This window comes from Pseudoclavibacter soli DSM 23366 (assembly GCF_000423505.1).
GTDB classification, from domain to species: Bacteria; Actinomycetota; Actinomycetes; order Actinomycetales; family Microbacteriaceae; genus Pseudoclavibacter_A; species Pseudoclavibacter_A soli.
In genome coordinates, this window is record NZ_AUIC01000004.1 from 131,044 (window position 1) to 149,088 (window position 18,045).

General features: G+C 64.4%; 15 protein-coding genes and 1 pseudogene. 1 reads left to right on the forward strand and 15 read right to left on the reverse strand.

Annotated elements, in window-relative coordinates:
- The 9 genes from G557_RS11465 to G557_RS11470 all read right to left on the reverse strand — a co-directional run bounded on the left by G557_RS11465 (nucleotide 1) and on the right by G557_RS11470 (nucleotide 9,920).
- The gene (locus G557_RS11465) at nucleotides 1-222 is read right to left on the reverse strand and encodes a hypothetical protein (protein ID WP_036961051.1); all 222 of its coding nucleotides are present in this window, start codon (nucleotides 220-222) and stop codon (nucleotides 1-3) included.
- 70 nt (nucleotides 223-292) lie between these two features.
- Nucleotides 293-1,558 carry a glutamate-5-semialdehyde dehydrogenase gene (locus G557_RS0103540; RefSeq protein ID WP_051224436.1) on the reverse strand — a complete coding sequence of 422 codons (1,266 nt, stop codon included), beginning with the start codon at nucleotides 1,556-1,558 and terminating at the stop codon, nucleotides 293-295.
- Between the two features lie 50 nt (nucleotides 1,559-1,608).
- The gene (locus G557_RS0103545; protein WP_028244971.1) at nucleotides 1,609-3,198 is read right to left on the reverse strand and encodes a sensor histidine kinase; all 1,590 of its coding nucleotides are present in this window, start codon (nucleotides 3,196-3,198) and stop codon (nucleotides 1,609-1,611) included.
- A 1-nt stretch (nucleotide 3,199) separates the two neighbouring features.
- The gene (locus G557_RS0103550) at nucleotides 3,200-3,946 is read right to left on the reverse strand and encodes a response regulator transcription factor (protein ID WP_028244972.1); all 747 of its coding nucleotides are present in this window, start codon (nucleotides 3,944-3,946) and stop codon (nucleotides 3,200-3,202) included.
- Between the two features lie 83 nt (nucleotides 3,947-4,029).
- A complete protein-coding gene (gene proB / locus G557_RS0103555; RefSeq protein ID WP_028244973.1) occupies nucleotides 4,030-4,878 on the reverse strand; it encodes a glutamate 5-kinase in 849 nt (282 codons plus the stop codon).
- A complete protein-coding gene (gene obgE / locus G557_RS0103560; protein WP_028244974.1) occupies nucleotides 4,875-6,455 on the reverse strand; it encodes a GTPase ObgE in 1,581 nt (526 codons plus the stop codon). Before obgE ends, proB begins: the two co-directional genes overlap by 4 nt.
- Before the next feature lie 126 nt (nucleotides 6,456-6,581).
- The gene (gene rpmA / locus G557_RS0103565; RefSeq protein WP_028244975.1) at nucleotides 6,582-6,845 is read right to left on the reverse strand and encodes a 50S ribosomal protein L27; all 264 of its coding nucleotides are present in this window, start codon (nucleotides 6,843-6,845) and stop codon (nucleotides 6,582-6,584) included.
- Between the two features lie 18 nt (nucleotides 6,846-6,863).
- Nucleotides 6,864-7,172: a 50S ribosomal protein L21 gene (gene rplU, locus G557_RS0103570; protein ID WP_028244976.1), complete on the reverse strand. Its 309-nt coding sequence runs from the start codon at nucleotides 7,170-7,172 to the stop codon at nucleotides 6,864-6,866.
- 138 nt (nucleotides 7,173-7,310) lie between these two features.
- Complete coding sequence (locus G557_RS11470; protein ID WP_084626973.1) at nucleotides 7,311-9,920, reverse strand: Rne/Rng family ribonuclease; 2,610 nt, start codon at nucleotides 9,918-9,920, stop codon at nucleotides 7,311-7,313.
- A gap of 253 nt (nucleotides 9,921-10,173) precedes the next feature.
- Here G557_RS11470 and G557_RS0103580 point away from each other — a divergent pair, with 253 nt between their 5' ends.
- Nucleotides 10,174-10,773 (forward strand): vitamin K epoxide reductase family protein, encoded by a 600-nt coding sequence (locus G557_RS0103580; protein WP_028244977.1) that lies wholly within the window; start codon nucleotides 10,174-10,176, stop codon nucleotides 10,771-10,773.
- 25 nt (nucleotides 10,774-10,798) lie between these two features.
- Here G557_RS0103580 and ndk read toward each other — a convergent pair whose 3' ends face one another.
- The 6 genes and pseudogenes from ndk to G557_RS14210 all read right to left on the reverse strand — a co-directional run bounded on the left by ndk (nucleotide 10,799) and on the right by G557_RS14210 (nucleotide 18,044).
- A complete protein-coding gene (ndk, locus tag G557_RS0103585; protein ID WP_028244978.1) occupies nucleotides 10,799-11,215 on the reverse strand; it encodes a nucleoside-diphosphate kinase in 417 nt (138 codons plus the stop codon).
- Between the two features lie 13 nt (nucleotides 11,216-11,228).
- Nucleotides 11,229-11,603, reverse strand: coding sequence for a DUF4233 domain-containing protein (locus G557_RS11480; RefSeq protein WP_051224437.1), 375 nt, complete (start codon nucleotides 11,601-11,603; stop codon nucleotides 11,229-11,231).
- Nucleotides 11,600-13,063, reverse strand: a complete 1,464-nt coding sequence (locus tag G557_RS11485) for a bifunctional folylpolyglutamate synthase/dihydrofolate synthase (RefSeq protein WP_084626974.1) — start codon at nucleotides 13,061-13,063, stop codon at nucleotides 11,600-11,602. The genes G557_RS11480 and G557_RS11485 overlap by 4 nt, the downstream gene beginning before the upstream one ends.
- A 69-nt stretch (nucleotides 13,064-13,132) precedes the next feature.
- Complete coding sequence (gene ileS / locus G557_RS0103600; RefSeq protein WP_028244979.1) at nucleotides 13,133-16,405, reverse strand: isoleucine--tRNA ligase; 3,273 nt, start codon at nucleotides 16,403-16,405, stop codon at nucleotides 13,133-13,135.
- 286 nt (nucleotides 16,406-16,691) lie between these two features.
- Nucleotides 16,692-16,788 (reverse strand): annotated as a pseudogene (locus tag G557_RS14425) (FAD-binding protein); the annotation flags it as partial.
- A gap of 53 nt (nucleotides 16,789-16,841) precedes the next feature.
- The gene (locus tag G557_RS14210; RefSeq protein WP_028244980.1) at nucleotides 16,842-18,044 is read right to left on the reverse strand and encodes a coiled-coil domain-containing protein; all 1,203 of its coding nucleotides are present in this window, start codon (nucleotides 18,042-18,044) and stop codon (nucleotides 16,842-16,844) included.
- Nucleotide 18,045: the final 1 nt, after the last annotated feature.

The following is an 18,045-nucleotide window of genomic DNA, read 5'->3' on the forward strand; positions in this document are numbered from 1 at the left end:
CTAGTGCTCGCCCTTGCCACCGTGCTCGATCGACTCGAGAGCGGGGTTGGCGGGGATGACCTCGTCGTGATGACGGTTGTAGACATCGCGGAAGCTGAAGACGATGAAGCCGAGCAGCAGGAAGAAGCCCGCAGCGATCAGCGCAAAGCCCCATGCCGGAATAGGCAGGGTGCTCTCATGGTGTGACTCGGCGGCCAGAAGGATCGTGTTGATAGCTGACATAGCTCCCTCGATTTAAAACGTCTCTGCTCATACTACTTGATATGACCATGTGGTCGGTGCACCGAGGCGATCAGGCACGCACCTGCCCGGTGCCGCGCACCAGCCACTTGGTCGAAGTCAGCTCTGGCAGCCCCATGGGGCCCCGGGCATGCAGTTTCTGGGTCGAGATGCCGACCTCCGCACCGAAACCGAATTGCCCGCCGTCGGTGAACCGCGTCGAGGTGTTGACCATCACCACGGCAGAGTCGACCTCGGCCAGAAAACGCTCGGCCGACGCATAGTCTTCGGTGATGATCGACTCGGTGTGGTGCGTCGAGTACTGAGCAATATGTGCCAGCGCCTCGTCGAGCGAGTCGACTACGCGCACCGCCAGTTCAAGGGCCAGATACTCGGTTTGCCAGTCGGCATCAGTGGCCGGCACCACGTCATCGCCCAACGCCTGAGCCCGCTCGTCACCATGCACCGTGACGTGCTTGGCCTGAAGCGCCGCCAGCACTGCCGGCAGCACACGTTCGGCTGCTTTGGCATGCACAAGCACCGTCTCTGCGGCGTTGCACACGCTTACCCGCTGCGTCTTGGCGTTGATCACGATGTCAACGGCCTTCTGCAGGTCGGCAGTCTCGTCGATGTAGACATGCACATTGCCGTCACCGGTCTCGATGACCGGCACGGTCGAGGTCGTCACCACTCGCTGAATGAGTGCGCGACCACCACGCGGAATCAGCACATCGACCAAGCCCCGCGCATGCATCAGCACATCGGCGCCCTCGCGGCCGAAGTCGTCGACGCTCACCACCGAATCTTGCGGCAGGTCAACAGCCTCAAGCGCCTCACGAATAATGCCCACCAGCACCTCGTTGGTGGCCTGAGCCGCACTGCCGCCGCGCAGGGCGACGGCGTTGCCGCTCTTGAGCGCAAGTGCCGCGATATCGACAGTGACGTTGGGCCTGGCCTCGTAGATCACGCCGAGCACGCCAAAGGGTACTCGCACCTGTGTGATCTGCACCCCCGACGGCAGCCGGTGACCGCGCACCACAGTGCCCACTGGGTCGGTCAGACCGATGATCTCGCGCACGGCCGCAGCCAGCTGCGCGATACGCTCCTCGGTCAGACGCAGACGGTCGTGCAGAGCTACCGGCACCTGGTTGGTCACCGTATTCTCGAGATCGATCGCGTTGGCCGCCAGAATGCGCGCCTGCTCGCTGACCAGCCGGTCGGCGATCGCGGCCAAGGCCTGATCTTTGCGATCGCTGGTCAGCGTGGCCAGGGTGCGCGCGGATGCTTTGGCAGCTTGCAACCGCGGGGTCAGCTGCTGCTGGGCAAGTTCGAGTGACATGCGTCAAGTCTACGCGGCGCTCGGTGCGCCAGCGTGATTGACTTTGCGGTTCAAGGCTTCGGCTGGATGCTCGACACCGGCGCCGTGTCTGGGTTGCCTTCGTCGCTCGACTCCTGTTGCGGCAGCAGCGGCAGCTGCACGGTGAATGTGGTGCCCTCCCCCGGCACCGAGTCGACGCGGATGCTGCCATCGTGGGCATGCACCAGCGCCTGCACGATCGAGAGCCCGAGCCCGGTAGACCCCGCCCCGGGGGTGCGTGATCCGTCGCCCTTGGTGAAGCGGTCGAAGATGTGCTCGAGCAGTTCTGGCGGCACACCCGGCCCATCGTCGCGCACCGTGATAACCGCCTGATCGTCGACGCGGTGCGCGCCGAGCACGATATTGGTGCCCTTGGGCGTGTGTACGCGTGCATTCGCCAGCAGATTCACCAGAATCTGACGCAGGCTATTCTCGTCCCCCATCAGCTCGAGGGGCGTGGCCGCATCAAGATCGAGTTGCCAGTGGTGATCGGGGCCGGCGGCATGAGCATCCGCAATGGCGTCGATAAGCAGACCGCGCAAGTCGGTCTCGCGCCGTTCGATCACCGGCTCGGAGTCGAGCCTGGCCAACAGCAACAGATCTTCGACCAACCCCGACATGCGCTCAGACTCGCTCTTGACGCGCCCCAGCTGCTCGGTGGCATGCTCGGGCAGGTGTTCGCGATCGCGCAGCACAAGCTCGGTATAGCCACGGATTGAGGCCAGCGGCGTGCGCAGCTCATGGCTCGCATCGGCCACGAAACGTCGCAGCTTGCGCTCAGAGCGGTTGCGAATCTGAAAGGCTTCGTCGATGTGCGTGAGCATCTGGTTGAAGCTGCCAGCCACACGGCCAACTTCAGAGGTGCCGTCGACGTATTCCTCGGGAATGCGCGCCGAGAGCTGCACCCCTGTCGACGACAGTTCCGTGGCACTGACCGCCTGAGCGGTGGCGGCCACCACTTCGAGAGGGCGAAGAGCTCGACGCAGCAGCACCCAGCCAATGCCGATCGCACTGACCACAGCGATGCCCATAACCAAGAACTCAACGAAGATATATGACGCGATAGTCTGCGAGACCGTGGCCTGCGACACCGCGGTGACGATGCGGGCCCCGGTTGAGTCGGTCTGTGCGATAGCCCGGTAGGTGCCAAGACCCGGCACTTCGACTTCGTAGATGCGACTGTCATCAACGGGCACGGCCAGCAGCGCCGAGACCTGTGCCTGGGTCAGCTGATGATAGGTCGGGGTGCCGCTGTCGTCGATGTAGCCGGCGCGCAGCACACCGTTGCGCACGTCAACGCTGATGGTGCGAGCGCGCTGGGTGCGCTGGGTCAGCCCCGGCGGCAACGGATCACTCGGGTCGATCTGTGAGTCGCCGGTAGCCACAGAGGTCGACAATGACCGTTCTGCGGCCAAGCGCACCTCGGAGTTGAGCTGCCCGTAGAGCGAATTGCTCAGTGCAGAGGTGGTGACCGCAGCGATGATCGTCACGCTCGACAGCAACAGTGCGGCCATGAGCAGCGGCAGCGCTTTGCGCAGCGGCAGTCGTCGGTGCACCCGACGGGCAGTCGGTGCGCTGTCGGCACCGGCCGGTTGCGGGTCGGGGGTGGATGCGCGGGTCACGTCAGGCTGCGGTCGCGGGCTTCAGCACGTAGCCCACACCGCGCACGGTGTGAATCATCGGCTCGCGCCCAGCGTCGATTTTCTTGCGCAGATACGAGATATAGAGTTCGACGACGTTAACCTCGCCGCCGAAGTCGTAGTGCCAGACATGATCGAGAATCTGTGCCTTCGACATGACCTTCTTGGCGTTGCGCATGAGAAAGCGCAGCAGCTCGAACTCGGTGGCCGTGAGCTTGATCTCATCGCCGCCGCGGCTGACCTCGTAGCTCTCTTCGTTGAGCGTGAGATCGCCAACGGTGATGCTCGGGTCGTGCTCTTCTTCGCTCCACTGCCGAGACCGCCGCAGCAGCCCGCGCACGCGTGCCATCAGCTCTTCGATGTTGAACGGCTTGGTGACGTAGTCGTCGGCGCCCACAGTGATGCCCGCGATGCGATCTTCGACCGCGTCGCGCGCGGTCAGGAAGATCACTGGGATCGCCTCATCAATTTCGTGCAGTTTGCGCAGCACCTCGAAGCCCGAGAGATCAGGCAGCATCACGTCGAGAATCACGACATCGGGCCGGTTCTGGCGGGCTGCGGCGATCGCACCACGCCCATTGAGCGAGGTGATCACGTTGAATCCCTCGTAGCGCACCGCCGAAGCGACCAGCTCGAGCAGGTTCGGCTCGTCGTCGACCACCAGCACGGTGACGTCGGATGCCTTGACGGTCTTGTCTGCGTTCTTCGCTGACTGTGTTGGGTTGCTCATGTCTCCACCTCTCATGCACTCTCGACATTACTGAGTGAAGTCTGTGAACGCCTTGTGACACGTCAGTGTCGATGCCGTGAAGCCTACGACTCGTGTGTGAATACCTCGATGGTTTGCAGTGCCCCAGTTGTCGTGAGCTCGTCAGGGGCCGCCTCGGCCGCATGAAACCACGTGCCCACATCGGCGCCGCGAAGTGCCAGGCCCACCTGCTCGGCCGAGGTGAGCAGCACCGGAATACCGGCCTCGGCGGCCAGTCGCGCCGACGCCAGCTTGGTGACCGCTCCCCCGGTGCCGACACCGTTGACCGCGACCGGCGCCACCTCGACACCAGCGAGGTCGTCGTCGAAGGCCACTTCGCGAATCGGCTGGGCACCCGCACGCTCTGGCGGGCGATCATAGAGCGCATCGACATCGCTCAGCAGCACCAATGCGTCAGCGCGAACCAGCACCGCGACAAGTGCGGCCAGTCGGTCGTTGTCGCCGAATTTGATTTCGTGTGTGGCCACCGTGTCGTTCTCGTTGACGATCGGCAGCACACGCAGGTCGAGCAGTCGATCGATCGCCTCTTGAGCATGTCGACGATGGCCGCGCTCTTCGAAGTCGTTTGCCGTCAGCAGCACCTGTGCGGTGACGATGCCAAAGGCGTCAAGAGCCGACTCGTAGCGATACATGAGGCGCCCCTGCCCCACCGCTGCCGCAGCCTGGGAGGTGGCTAAATCGTCTGGCCGACCGTCAAGATTCAGCAGCGGCAGCCCCGTGGCAATTGCACCCGACGAGACGAGCACCACTTCGGTGCCACGCTCGTGCGCGCTGGCCAGTGCCGAGACGAGATGCCCGAGCTGATGCTCACGGTCGCCGGTAATCGACGACGAGCCGATCTTGACAACGATGCGGCGTGCCGCGGGAATCTCTGAGCGCGTAGTGAGGCTCATTCACCACGCTCCTCGTCAACCCGCTCTGCACTCTCTGACGCAGAGGAGGCATCTTCGGCGAGGAAGTCTTCAGGAGAGCTCCACAAGCCAGCCTCTCGCTCAGCCGCCAGCTCGTCTCGGGCTCGTGCCTTCGCATCCATGCGCTCATAGTACTCGGCGCGCTTCTCGGCACGAGTCGGCCGGTGCTGATCGGCCAGACGCGGATCGGTGCCACGCGGAGCAGCAATCTCGGCAGCCGAAGTGATCGTCGGCTCCCAGTCGAACACCATGGCGTTTTCATCGGGCCCGATGACCACGGTCGAGCCCTCGCGAGCCCCAGCACGGAACAGCTCGTCTTCGACACCGAGCTTGTTGAGGCGATCGGCGAGGAATCCGACGGCCTCTTCGTTGTCGAACATGGTCTGAGCCACCCAGCGCTCAGGCTTAGCGCCGCGCACGCGGAAGATCTCACCCTCGAAGGTCTTCTCGCGCGTGATGGTGAAGTCGGGCTGGTCGACCGCTTTGGGCCGCAGCACAATGCGTTCGGGCGTCTGCTCGGCAGCCGCTGCCTTGGCATCGCGCCCACGCTGCACCAGATCGGCCATGGCGAAGGTCAGCTCGCGCAGACCGGCATGGCTCACCGCCGACACGGGGAACACCCGCAGCCCGCGCCCGCGCAACTCGTCGGTGACGAATTCGGCGAGTTCTTGCGCCTCGGGCACGTCAACCTTGTTGAGCGCCACGAGCTGCGGCCGCTGATCGAGCGGAATCTGGTCAGGGCCCACGGGGTAGTCGGCGAGCTCTTTGAGAATCACATCGAGGTCAGAGATGGGGTCGCGGCCTGGCTCGAGCGTGGCGCAGTCGAGCACGTGAACCAGTGCCTCGCAGCGCTCGACGTGGCGCAGAAAGTCGAGCCCCAGACCCTTGCCCTGGCTCGCACCCTCGATGAGTCCTGGTACGTCGGCAATGGTGAAGCGCACATCACCAGACTCGACCACGCCTAAGTTCGGCGCGAGCGTGGTGAACGGATAGTCGGCGATCTTCGGCCGCGCAGCGCTGAGCGCAGCGATCAGGCTCGACTTGCCGGCCGAGGGATATCCGACCAAGGCAACGTCGGCCACGGTTTTGAGCTCAAGACGAATGTCACCGGACCAGCCGGGTGTGCCCAGCAGCGCGAAGCCTGGAGCTTTGCGCTTTGTCGAGGCCAGCGCATTGTTGCCCAACCCGCCCTGGCCGCCTTCAGCGATGGTTACTCGCATGCCGGCTTCGCTGAGGTCTGCAATCACCTCGCCATCAGCGGTGCGCACAACCGTGCCCACCGGAACAGGCAGCACGAGGTCTTCGCCATCGTAGCCGTTGCGATAGTCACCCATACCGAAGCCACCGGCGGTAGCCCGCTGGTGTGGGCGACGGTGGTACGCCAGCAGCGTCGTGGTGCCGGCATCGGCGTAGAGCACCACGTCGCCACCGTCACCGCCCTTACCGCCGTCTGGGCCGGCCAGTGGTTTGAATTTCTCGCGGCGGATCGACACACAGCCGTCACCACCGTCACCGGCAGCAACGTGCAGGGTGACATCATCGACGAAGCTCAGTGCCATGTCAGACTCCTTCTGCGGCGCATTGGCGCCGCCGCGGGGCACACTTCAGCGTAGCGTGCCGCCGTAGACAGAAAGAGGCGAGCCCGCATGCGGACCCGCCTCAGTCAGGGGTGTGCTCGACGACGATTACTCGGCGTCGGCACCCGTGAGAATGTTGACCACGCGACGGCGGCCCTTGCTGTTGAACTCGACCGAGCCCGCAGACAGTGCGAACAGGGTGTCGTCTTTGCCGCGACCCACGTTGGCGCCGGGGTGGAAGTGGGTGCCACGCTGACGCACGATGATCTCGCCGGCGTTCACCTCCTGCCCACCGAAGCGCTTGACGCCGAGACGCTGAGCGTTTGAATCGCGACCGTTGCGAGTAGAGCTCGCACCCTTCTTATGTGCCATGAGAGCGCCTTTCGATGCTTACTTGATGCCGGTGACTTTGAGGCGTGTGAGCTCGGAACGGTGGCCCAGACGACGACGGTAGCCGGTCTTGTTCTTGAAGTGCTGGATGTTGATCTTGGGGCCGCGCAGGTCTTCGACCACCTCAGCAGTGACCTTGATCTTGGCCAGATCGGCAGCCTTGGAGGTCACCTTGTCGCCGTCGACCAGCAGCAGAGCGGGGAGCTCGACGTTGCCCTGGGCATCGGCCTTGACACGGTCGACGGTCACGATGGTGCCGACCTCGACCTTCTCTTGACGCCCGCCGGCGCGCACGATTGCATATACCACGTGTCATCCCTCTTCTTGGAACTCTAGTCTTGAAGCGTGAAGCCTTGTGCTCTGTGACGGCATGACCGGCACGAGCCAACACTCTACTTTACTTGATCACACCAACTCAGGTCAAACAGCCCACGACGCGTGTCGCGGTCAATTTTTGCCTTCGTCGTGCGACGCGGCATCGACTGCTCCCCCGGCTGGCAGCGACGCCCGACGTGACCGACGGCGGCTGCCCGGCGCATTGCCGTCGGGCAGACTCGCCAGCACGTTGGCCAGCAGGCGATCAGTGTCTGGGCTCGATGCGCCCTCACTCTTGGCTGCCGGCTTGGCTTCCGGCAGTGTGAGCACCTGCGAGTCAGCCACTGGCTGTGCTGCAGGCTGCGGCTCGGGCTGCACGGTCACGGCTTCGGGCACGATGGATGCGGTGGCCGGCTTGGCCGGCTCGCCCTCGGCTGCGTGCACCGCGGCTGCACCGGCAGCGGCACCAGTGTTCGACGAAGCCGCCGCGATCGTGCTCGCCGCAACCGCGGCCACTGCTGACTTCACCTCGTCGTTCAGCTTGGGCTGCTGCGCCTTCGGCTGCTGCTGAGCCTTCTTCTGTCGCGACTTTTTGCTGTGGCTCTGCGGTTTCTGCTCTTGAGCCGCGTGCCCGCCATCGGCAAGCTGAGTGAAAGTCTCAGCCAGACCGATACCGATCTTCTTACGCGTCATCTGCACCAAACCAAGCGAGGTGACCTCGGCCACCTGGTGCTTGGTGCGGTCGCGCCCCAAGCACTCGATGAGTCGACGCAGCACCAGATCGCGGTTCGACTCAAGCACCATGTCGATGAAGTCGACCACGACGATGCCGCCAAGGTCACGCAGCCGCAGCTGGCGCACAATCTCTTCGGCGGCCTCGAGGTTGTTCTTGGTGACCGTCTCTTCAAGGTTGCCGCCAGAGCCGACGAACTTGCCGGTGTTGACGTCAATCACCGTCATGGCCTCGGTGCGATCGATGACCAGCGAGCCACCAGAGGGCAGGAACACCTTGCGCTCACTGGCCTTCGCCAGCTGCTCGTTGACCCGGTACTGCTCGAAGATGTCTTTGCCGTTGTGCTCGGCCGGGGCATAGTGCTCGACACGGTCGACCAGGTCGGGCGCCACTGTGTGCAGGTATTTGTCGATGGTCTGCTCAGCGTCTTCACCGCTGACCACCAGCTTGGTGATGTCTTCGTTGAAGACGTCGCGGATCACCTTGATCAGCAAGTTGGGCTCTGAGTGCAGCAGCGCCGGTGCCTTAGCGGTCTCGCGCAGACGCACGATCTCTTCCCACTGCATCTGCAGGCGGCTGATGTCGTGCTCCAGCTGCTCTTTGGTCGCACCTTCGGCGGCAGTGCGCACAATGACGCCCACGTTCTCGGGCAGCGTCTCTTTGAGGATCTTCTTGAGCCGTGCCCGCTCGCTGTCGGGCAGCTTGCGGCTGATGCCGTTCATGCCGCCGCCAGGCACATAGACCAGGTAACGACCGGGCAAGGAGATCTGCGAGGTGAGTCGAGCACCCTTATGGCCGACCGGGTCTTTGGTGACCTGCACCAGCACGATGTCGCCGGGCTTGAGCGCGAGCTCGATGCGCCGCTGCTTGGCGTCGGTGACCTCGGCAGCCTCCCAGTCGACCTCTCCTGAATACAGCACGGCGTTGCGGCCGCGACCGATGTCAACGAAGGCCGCCTCCATGCTCGGCAGCACATTCTGCACCTTGCCGAGGTAGACATTGCCGATCAGCGAGAGGTCGCGCGAATGCGCAGCGTAGTGCTCGACGAGAATGTCGTCTTCGAGCACGCCGATCTGAATACGGTCGTCGGTGGAGCGCACGATCATCTGCCGATCGACTGCCTCGCGGCGCGCCTGAAACTCGACCTCGGTGACACTCTGACGATGACGCCCGGCATCTCGACTGGCATTGCGACGCTGCTTTTTGGCCTCGAGTCGCGTAGAGCCCTTGACCTTCATAGGTGCGTCAATGACCGGAGCTTTCCCAGCAGCATCGCCGGCGCGCTGGGCGTCGGTGGTGCGCGATCGCGAGCCCTCACGATGCCTGGTGCGGCGACGCGATGAGCCAGACTCGTCGGCCTCGGGCTGCTCGCTGTCGTCGTACGACTCAGGCGACGGCTCGGGCAGCACAGGAGCTTGGAAGGTCAGGGCCACGCTCTGCTCGACCACACTCGGCACAGCAGGCGCGTGCTCGACGTTCTGCTCGATCGCACTGAACGGCGAGAACGGGGTGATGTTGGCCAGCGGATCTGTCGCGGCGACTTCGGCTGGGGCCTCAACCTGAGCAGGCTGGGCAGCTGACTCGGGCTGGGAGTCGACTGCGCCATTCGCTGGCTCAGCCGGCTCGTCTGCGGTCGGCACAGCCTCAGCAACCTCGTGCTCAACGGCGTCTGCGGCATGCGCCTCACCTTGAGGGGTCTCGGGTGCGTCGGCGACCTCGGGGGCGCTCGGCTGGGGCGCCGGTGCCTGTGCGACAACGGGCTGCGCGTCGTCGGGCGTTGCCACCTCTGCCTCAGCCAGAGCCTGGGCTGGCTGAGCCTGGGCTGGCTGAGCCTGGGCTGTCGCTGCCGCAGGAGGCTCGGGCGTGTCGCCCGACTGGCTCGCTGCAGACTCGGCCGACTCGGCTGCCCCGTGGCGAGCCACGTGTGCGCTGCGGCCACGACGCGACCGTTTGCCGCCGAACAATGAGAAGAGGCCAGTCTTCTCGTTCTCTGAATTCTCATCCACCATCGCTGGTGCACTCCTGTATCTGCCACTGCCCTGTCGCCCAAGGCCGGCTCTCACGCTGTGCGCCCGGGAGATCCGGGGCGCCAAATTCTCGCGAGGCACGTGCTTCGTGCCTAGTGGCCTCGCCCGCTGCGGTGCAGCTGGGCGGTGGCCGAAAACTCTGCGCGTGCGTGAGGGCGACTCACGCAACTGCCCTCCAGTATCTCATGAATCAGCTCTGAGCAGCAGTGCCGGCCCGACGTGCGATAATGAGCCCATGTCTTCAGACCAGCGCGGAAGCGCAATTTCGAAGCCTCTTGCCACACTGCTCATCGTGTGTGGCGCGATCGGCCTGTTCGCCGCATTCGAACTCGCCACCGAGTACATGAAAACCCTCAAAGACCCGACGTATGTGCCCAATTGCGCCGTCAACGTCTTGGTCACCTGCGGGCCCAACATGGGCTCGTGGCAGGGCAGCCTCTTCGGCTTCTCGAACACCATCATCGGCCTGATTGCCTTCGGGTTTCCGATCGCCGTCGGCATGAGCGTGTTCGCCGGTGCCCGCTTCTCCGCGTGGTACTGGCGGCTGTTCAATCTCGGCATGCTCGGCGGCTACGTATTCATCACGTGGCTGTACTCCGAGAGCATCTTCTCGCTGGGCACGCTGTGCCCGTGGTGCATGGTGGTGTGGGCCGTGACCATTCCGTCGTTCTGGTACACCACAGCCTGGAACCTGCGCGAAGGCCACTACGGCCAGGCACTGCGCGGCTTCGGCCAACACCTCTATGACTGGGCCTGGGTGATCACCGCACTCAACTACCTGCTGGTCGCCGTGCTGGCTCAGGTTCGCCTGGAGTGGCTGCAGCTGCTGCTGTGAGCCGCAGCCACTCGGCGTCGGTCGGCTACGCGCCGAACCAGATGTCGAGTTCGCGCTCGGCCGACTCGGTCGAGTCAGACGCATGCACGAGGTTGCGCTGCACGGCAACGCCCCAGTCGCGACCGAGATCGCCGCGAATGGTGCCGGGTGCCGCCACGGTTGGGTCGCTCGCGCCGAGCAGTGAGCGCACACCGGCGATCACTGCGTCACCGGCAAAGGCCGCCGCGACAATGGGGCCCGAGAGCATGAACTCGACCAGCGGCTCGTAGAACGGCTTGCCAGCGTGCTCGGCGTAGTGGCGCTCGAGAATCGCGCGGTCAGGCGTGACCAGGCGAATGTTGGTCAGCACATAGCCCTTGGCCTCGATGCGCCGAATCACCTCGCCAGTGAGGCCGCGTTCAACGGCATCGGGCTTGACCAGCACCAGAGTCTGTTCGGTCATAAGTTCTTTCCTCTCATTGCGCGCCGTCACGCTCGGCCTGATCAGCACGAGCGCCGGCGACGAAGACGTAAATCCACATGGCCACGAAGACCAGGGCGACAATCAGAATACCGAAGTTGAGCAGCCCCGCTGCCAACAGCACCACCTGCACGAGCCATCCCAGCATCAGCCCGGCGCGGCTGCGACGGGTCAGGGCAAGCGCTGCAATCACCAGCACCAGCACCGCTGCACCCAGCCACCACACGGCAGGCGAGGCGATCAGCTGCATGCCGAACGCGAACAGCGTGATGAAGATCACCACGAACACTTCGAAGCCCAGCATGATGCCGGCGAGCTTACTGCGCAGCCGGTCGCCCGAGGTTTTGGGCCAGGTGGATGCGCCGCTCACTCGTCCTCCTCAAAGTCGTCGAGGTCGCCGAGGGGGTCGAACAGCGATGACTCGTCGCCCGACTCACGGCTGTCATCACCCTCAAGCCCCTCGTCGGTGTCGTCTTCGAAGGCATCGCTGCCAGCGGTGGTGTCGAGCCCGGTCAGCGCAGCGACCTCGCCAATGACCGTGATCGACCCGGTGGCCACAATGCCGGAGTGCTCGCCCTGTCGGGCGATGTACCGGGCCTCTTCAAGCGCCTCGGCCACGTCGTCGACCACTTGCACGTTTTCGGCGCCGAAGACCTCGACCGCCAGGGCAGCGAGCTCGTCGGCATCTCGAGCACGCGGCGAGTGCGATGCCGTGATGATCACCTCGTCGAGGGCACCCTCGAGCTCGGTCAGCAGCCCCTCGGCATCTTTGTCGCTCAGCACCCCGATCACGCCGATCGTGCGATCGAAGTCGAAGTTCTCGGTCAGTCCGCGGGCCAGCGCACGGGCACCATGCGGGTTGTGCGCGGCATCGATGATGACCGTCGGATTGGTGTCAACGATCTGCAGGCGACCTGGCGATGAGGCCCTGGCGACACCGGCTTCGACGACCACCTGCGACAACGGTGTCTCGCCCCCACCTAAAAATGCCTCGACTGCAGCAACGGCCAAAGCCAGGTTCTCGGCCTGATGGTCGCCGTACAGCGGCAGCGCAAGGTCGGGGTAGGTGCCAGCCAGACCGCGAACGGTCACGACCTGCCCGCCGACGGCCGGGCGGTCGTCAGTCACCTCGAAGTCGGTGCCTGCGATGGCAAGCCGCACGCCCAAGAAGTCGGCCTTCTCACGCAGCTGAGCCAGGGCATCCACCGGCTGTCGCGCAGTAACGGCAAAGGCGCCCGGCTTGATGATGCCGGCCTTGGTATGCGCGATCTCGGCGACAGTGTCACCGAGCACCTTCGTGTGGTCGAGGTCGATCGGGGCGAACACCGCGACATCGCCATCGGCGACGTTCGTGGAATCCCACTCGCCGCCCACACCCACCTCGAGCGTGATCACATCGACCGGGGCATCGGCGAATGCGGCAAAGGCCAGCACCGTCAGTGCTTCGAAGAAGGTCAGCGGAGCCCGTCCTTCGTCGCTCAGCTGCGCGTCGACCATCTCGACATACGGAGCGATATCGCGCCAGGTCTCGATGAGACGCTCATCGCTGATCGGCTGCCCGTCGATCACGATGCGCTCGTTGAAGCGCACCAAATGCGGGCTGGTGAAGATGCCCACGCGCAATCCGGCGGCTTGCAGAATAGATGCAGCGATGCGCGCCGTCGACGACTTGCCGTTGGTTCCGGTGATATGAATCACCCCGTAGGAGCGCTGCGGGTCGCCCAGCAGATCGAGCACCCTGGCCGTGGCGTCGAGCCGAGGCTCAATGCGATTTTCGGGTGCGCGAGCATAAAGCTCGTCTATGAGCACGTCAACCTCAGGCTGTGACACCCGAACTCCTCACGATCGTCGGCATCACTCAATGCCACAAAACAGTATGCACCACCACGGCATCGTGCCTCAGGCGCGCTGCAGCGTGATCGACACCAGTTGACCGTCGCCGACCGGCTGATCCGGCTCGGCCTGTGCCTCGGCCGGGCTCACCACGGTGAACGAGGTGGCCAGTGTCTCGGCAGCCACCAGCTCGCGGTTCGCCTCAAGCGCTGCACGCACCTCGTCAGCAGCGCCCACGGTCAGGGCGATGCGATCCGAAACATCGAGACCGGCATCGCGGCGTGCCTGTTGCACTTGGCGCACGGTGTCGCGTGCGATGCCCTCAGCTGCGAGCTCGGGAGTGACCTCGGTGTCCAGCAGCACGAACCCACCGCCGGGCAGCAGCCCCACGGCCTGCTGCGCCTCAGCAGCGACTTCGTCGGCCACCAGATCGATGCGGTACTCACCTTCGCGCAGCTCGACGCCACCGGCACTCACCACGCCATCGGCCTGCGACCAGTCGCCCGCCTTCGACGCCTTGATCACCGACTGCACCTCACGCCCGAGGCGAGGCCCGCATTCGCGTGCGAACACGGTCAGTCGCTTCGAGACGCCGAATCGTTCGGCTGCATCTTCGCTCAGGGTCTCGAACACCACGTCTTTCACATTGAGTTCGTCACGCAGGATGCCCGCGAAGGTCTGCAGCCGCTCCGCACCGGTTTCGACCACGGTCAGTCGCGCCAGGGGCAAGCGCACACGCAGATGCTCCGCCTTGCGCAGTGCGAGTGCTGCGCTCGACACCTGACGAATCTCGTCCATCGCGCTGACCAGATCGGGATCGCTCGGGAAAGCGTCTGCGTCGGGCCAGTCGGCCAGGTGCACGCTGTCGCCACCAGTGAGATCTTTCCAGATGCGCTCAGTGACCAGTGGCAGCAGCGGCGCGGCAACGCGAGTGACGGTTTCGAGCACGGTGTAGAGCGTGTCGAACGCGTCGTGATCGTCACCGGCCCAGAAGCGATCGCGACTGCGGCGCACGTACCAGTTGGTCAGCACGTCGGCGAACTGACGCAGAGCGTCGGTAGCGTCGACGCCGTTGAGCACGTCGAGGCTCGCCTGCACCTGGCGTACTAGGTCGCCGGTCTTGGCCAGCAGGTAGCGGTCGAGCACATCGGGTGAGTCGGTGCGCCACTGCGCCTGGTAGCCCGAGGCAGTGCCATCGGCTGCCGTCGCGGTGTTGGCGTAGAGCTGGAAGAAGTACCAGGTGCTCCACAGCGGCAGGATGACCTGGCGCACGCCTTCGCGGATGCCCTCTTCAGTCACGATCAGATTGCCGCCGCGCAGCACCGGGCTCGACATCAAGAACCAGCGCATCGCGTCAGAGCCGTCGCGATCGAACACCTCATTGACGTCGGGATAGTTGCGCCGCGACTTCGACATCTTCTGCCCGTCGTTGCCCAACACGATGCCGTGGCTGATCACGTTGGTGAACGCCGGGCGATCGAACAGTGCCGTGGCCAGCACGTGCATGTTGTAGAACCAACCACGGGTCTGCCCGATGTACTCCACGATGAAGTCAGAGGGGTTGTGCGTCTCGAACCACTCTTTGTTCTCGAACGGGTAGTGCACCTGCGCGAACGGCATCGACCCCGACTCGAACCAGCAGTCGAGCACCTCGGGCACGCGACGCATCGTCGAACGGCCCGTCGGGTCGTCGGGGTTGGGGCGGGTGAGTTCGTCAATGTAGGGGCGGTGCAGGTCGGTGACCTCTACCCCGAAGTCGGCCTGCAGCTGTTCAAGCGAGCCATAGACGTCGACGCGCGGGTACTCGGGGTCATCGCTCTTCCACACCGGAATGGGCGCGCCCCAGTAGCGATTGCGCGAGATGTTCCAGTCGCGTGCGTTCTCAAGCCACTTGCCGAACTGCCCGTCTTTGACGTTTTCAGGCACCCAGGTGATCTCTTGGTTGATCTCGAGCAGACGCTTTTTGACTTTGGTGACGTCGACGAACCAGGCCGGCAGCGCCATGTAGATGAGCGGTTTGCCGCTGCGCCACGAGTGCGGGTACGAGTGCTCGATTGTGGCCTGCTGCAGCAGTCGGCCCCGCTCTTTGACGAGCTTGATCAGCGGCTTGTTCGCCTCGAACACGTTGACCCCGGCTACCTCGGGCACACTCGGCAGAAACTCGCCGGCCTGGTTGACTGAAAGCACCACGGGGATGTCGTACTTCGCACAGGTCAACTGATCATCTTCGCCGTAGGCCGGGGCTTGGTGCACGATGCCGGTGCCGTCGGTGGTCGATACGTAGTCGGCGACCAGAATCTGCCACGCGTTCTCAGTGTGATACTTCTCTGCGTCAGCAAAGTAGTCAAACAGTCGCTGATAGCGCACGTGCTCAAGGTCAGCGCCGAGCAGATGGCGTTCAACTGCCGCCTGCGCATCCGCCGCAGACTCATAACCCAGTGCCTTTGCATGCGCGCCCACCAGCTCGGCTGCCAGCAGAAAACGCTGCCCCGGCGCAGAACCGTCGCCGGCGCCAGCAGGCCCGGCCGGCACCACGGCGTAATCGATCTCGGGCCCGACGGCCAAGGCGAGGTTGGTCGGCAGGGTCCAGGGAGTGGTGGTCCAGGCGATCGCCTTCACTCCCTCGAGGTCGAGCGCGGCTGCCTTTTCACCGGTCAGTGGGAAGGTTGCGACCACCGTTGGGTCTTGGCGCATCTTGTACGCGTCGTCGAGCTTGGTCTCTTGGTTCGACAGCGGCGTCTGCTCGGCCCAGCTGTATGGGAGCACGCGGAAGCCGTCGTAGATCAGGCCTTTGTCGTAGAGGGTCTTGAAGGCCCAGATGACGCTCTCCATATAGGTGATGTCGAGGGTTTTGTAATCGTTGTCGAAGTCGACCCAGCGCGCCGATCGGGTGACGTAGTCGCGCCACTCGTTGGTAAAGCGCAGCACGCTTGCTCGCGTCGCCTCGTTGAAGGCTGCGATGCCGAGCTTGTCTTCAATGTCGCGCTTATCGACGATGCCAAGCTCTTTCTCGGCCTGCAGCTCGGCCGGCAGACCATGCGTGTCCCAGCCGAAGCGGCGCTCGACGCGCTGACCGCGCATGGTGTGGTACCGCGGAAACACGTCTTTGGCGTAGCCGGTAAGCAGATGACCGTAGTGCGGCAGACCGTTCGCAAAAGGTGGGCCGTCGTAGAACACCCACTCGGGAGCCTGCTGATCGCGGCGCTGGTCGATAGACTTCTGAAAGGTGTCGTCGCGCTTCCAGAAAGCCAGGATGCCCTGTTCGATCGCGGGAAAGCTCGGTGAAGGGCTGACCTGCTCAGGATGCTCACTGCCGGGGCTGGGAAGGGGATAGACCATGCGTCGTGCTGCTCTCGTGCTCATTCACCTGCACGAGGACGCCACACTCCGTCGGAGGGTGTCGCGGTACCACCTCGTTTGCACACCTGCGGTGTGCCACTCGCCTGCGGCTGTCTCGGGCCTGCCCCGTCTGGATCTACTGAGCGTGACGCCTCGCGTACGCCGTTCTGCCAGATGCTCCCCGGTGATGGCCGGATCAACGCATTGCCTCAGATTCTAGCACTGTGACCGCGACTGGCGGCGGCTCACTCCACCAGTTTGCCGTTGGTCGAAATGTCTTCGATCAGAGCAGCAGCTCGATCAGTGAGTTGCCCCCCCCAACGGTTGGCTCCGTGCAGGCCGCTGGAGGCTTCACCAATCGCCCACAGCCCGGGTACGCCGGTTTCACGCGCTCACCGAGACCGTTGCGCAGAATGACGCCCCGCCGCGGGCTGAGTCAGTACCAGCCGGTGCTCTCGGAGTGCGCCCACGCACCACACGGGTTGCCGTATCGCGCTTTGATGTACCCCAGCCCCCAATTGATCTGGGTCTGTGGGTTGGTGCGCCAATCAGCGCCTGCGCTGGCCATCTTGGAACCCGGTAGCGCCTGAGGAATGCCGTAGGCGCCGCTGTACGAGTTGCTCGCGTTATAGCGCCAGCCTGACTCGCGGGTCCAGAGGTTCACGAGACACGTGTACTGGTCGTCACCCCAGCCATACGAACTCAGGCGCCCACGGGCGTAGGCCTTGGAGGCTGCGGCTGACGTGTCGATGCTCGGAGTCGTGGGCGTTGTCGGGGTGGTGGGAGTGCTCGGTGTGGTGGGCGCGGTGGGCGCGGTGGTCGTGGGCGTCACTGTGGATGGCGTGCTCGCGCTGCCGCCGGAGCCAGACGATGACGACTGCCCAGTGGTGGCACCGGTCGAGGTCGATGCGCCAGGGTCGTTCGACTCGGCATACGAGGCGGCAAGCTGTTGCTGTTCGCGCTCGCGCGTCTCTTGCTCAATGGTGGTCTGTTTGAGCGCTGCCAGTTGGGCGATGAGCTCGCTCTGCCGCTGCTGCTGCTGGTCGACCGCGCTCTGTGCCGAGGCGCTCGCACTTGCCGCTGATGCCGCATCTGACTGCGCCTGCTCATTCAGCCGCGCGCGTTCTTGCTCAGCTTGTTGCTGCTGTTCGACGAGGGCGGTGAGTTCGCGATATTGGGCGTTTGCACGGCTGACCGCGTCATCGGTGCGATCCGATACCTGCGCCAGCGTGCTCATGCGCCACAGCGCGCCGTCGGCGTCTTCGACTCCGACAAGCTGCAGCGTCGAACCGACCTGCGTTGACTGCCCCCGCACCAGCTGCTGCACCACCGCTGCAGTCTGCTCTCGTGCGGTGTCAACTTGGGTCTCAGCGGAAGCGATTTGTGCACTAAGCGCCGCCACAGAGGCCGTGGCAGATTCCAGCTGCTGCTGAGTCTCGGCGGCGGCGCCGGCTGCGCTGACCGCAGCATCACCCAAAGAGTTCGCCTGCTGCTGCAGCTGGTCGAGCTGTGCGTTGATGGCATCGATCTGCGTCTGTGTGTCGCTTGCGGTGTCGGCTGCGGCCGGCTCGGCAACACCCGCGCACTGCCCAATGAGCAGTGCCGATGCCGCCAAAGCCAGCCCGGTGATCACGCGCACG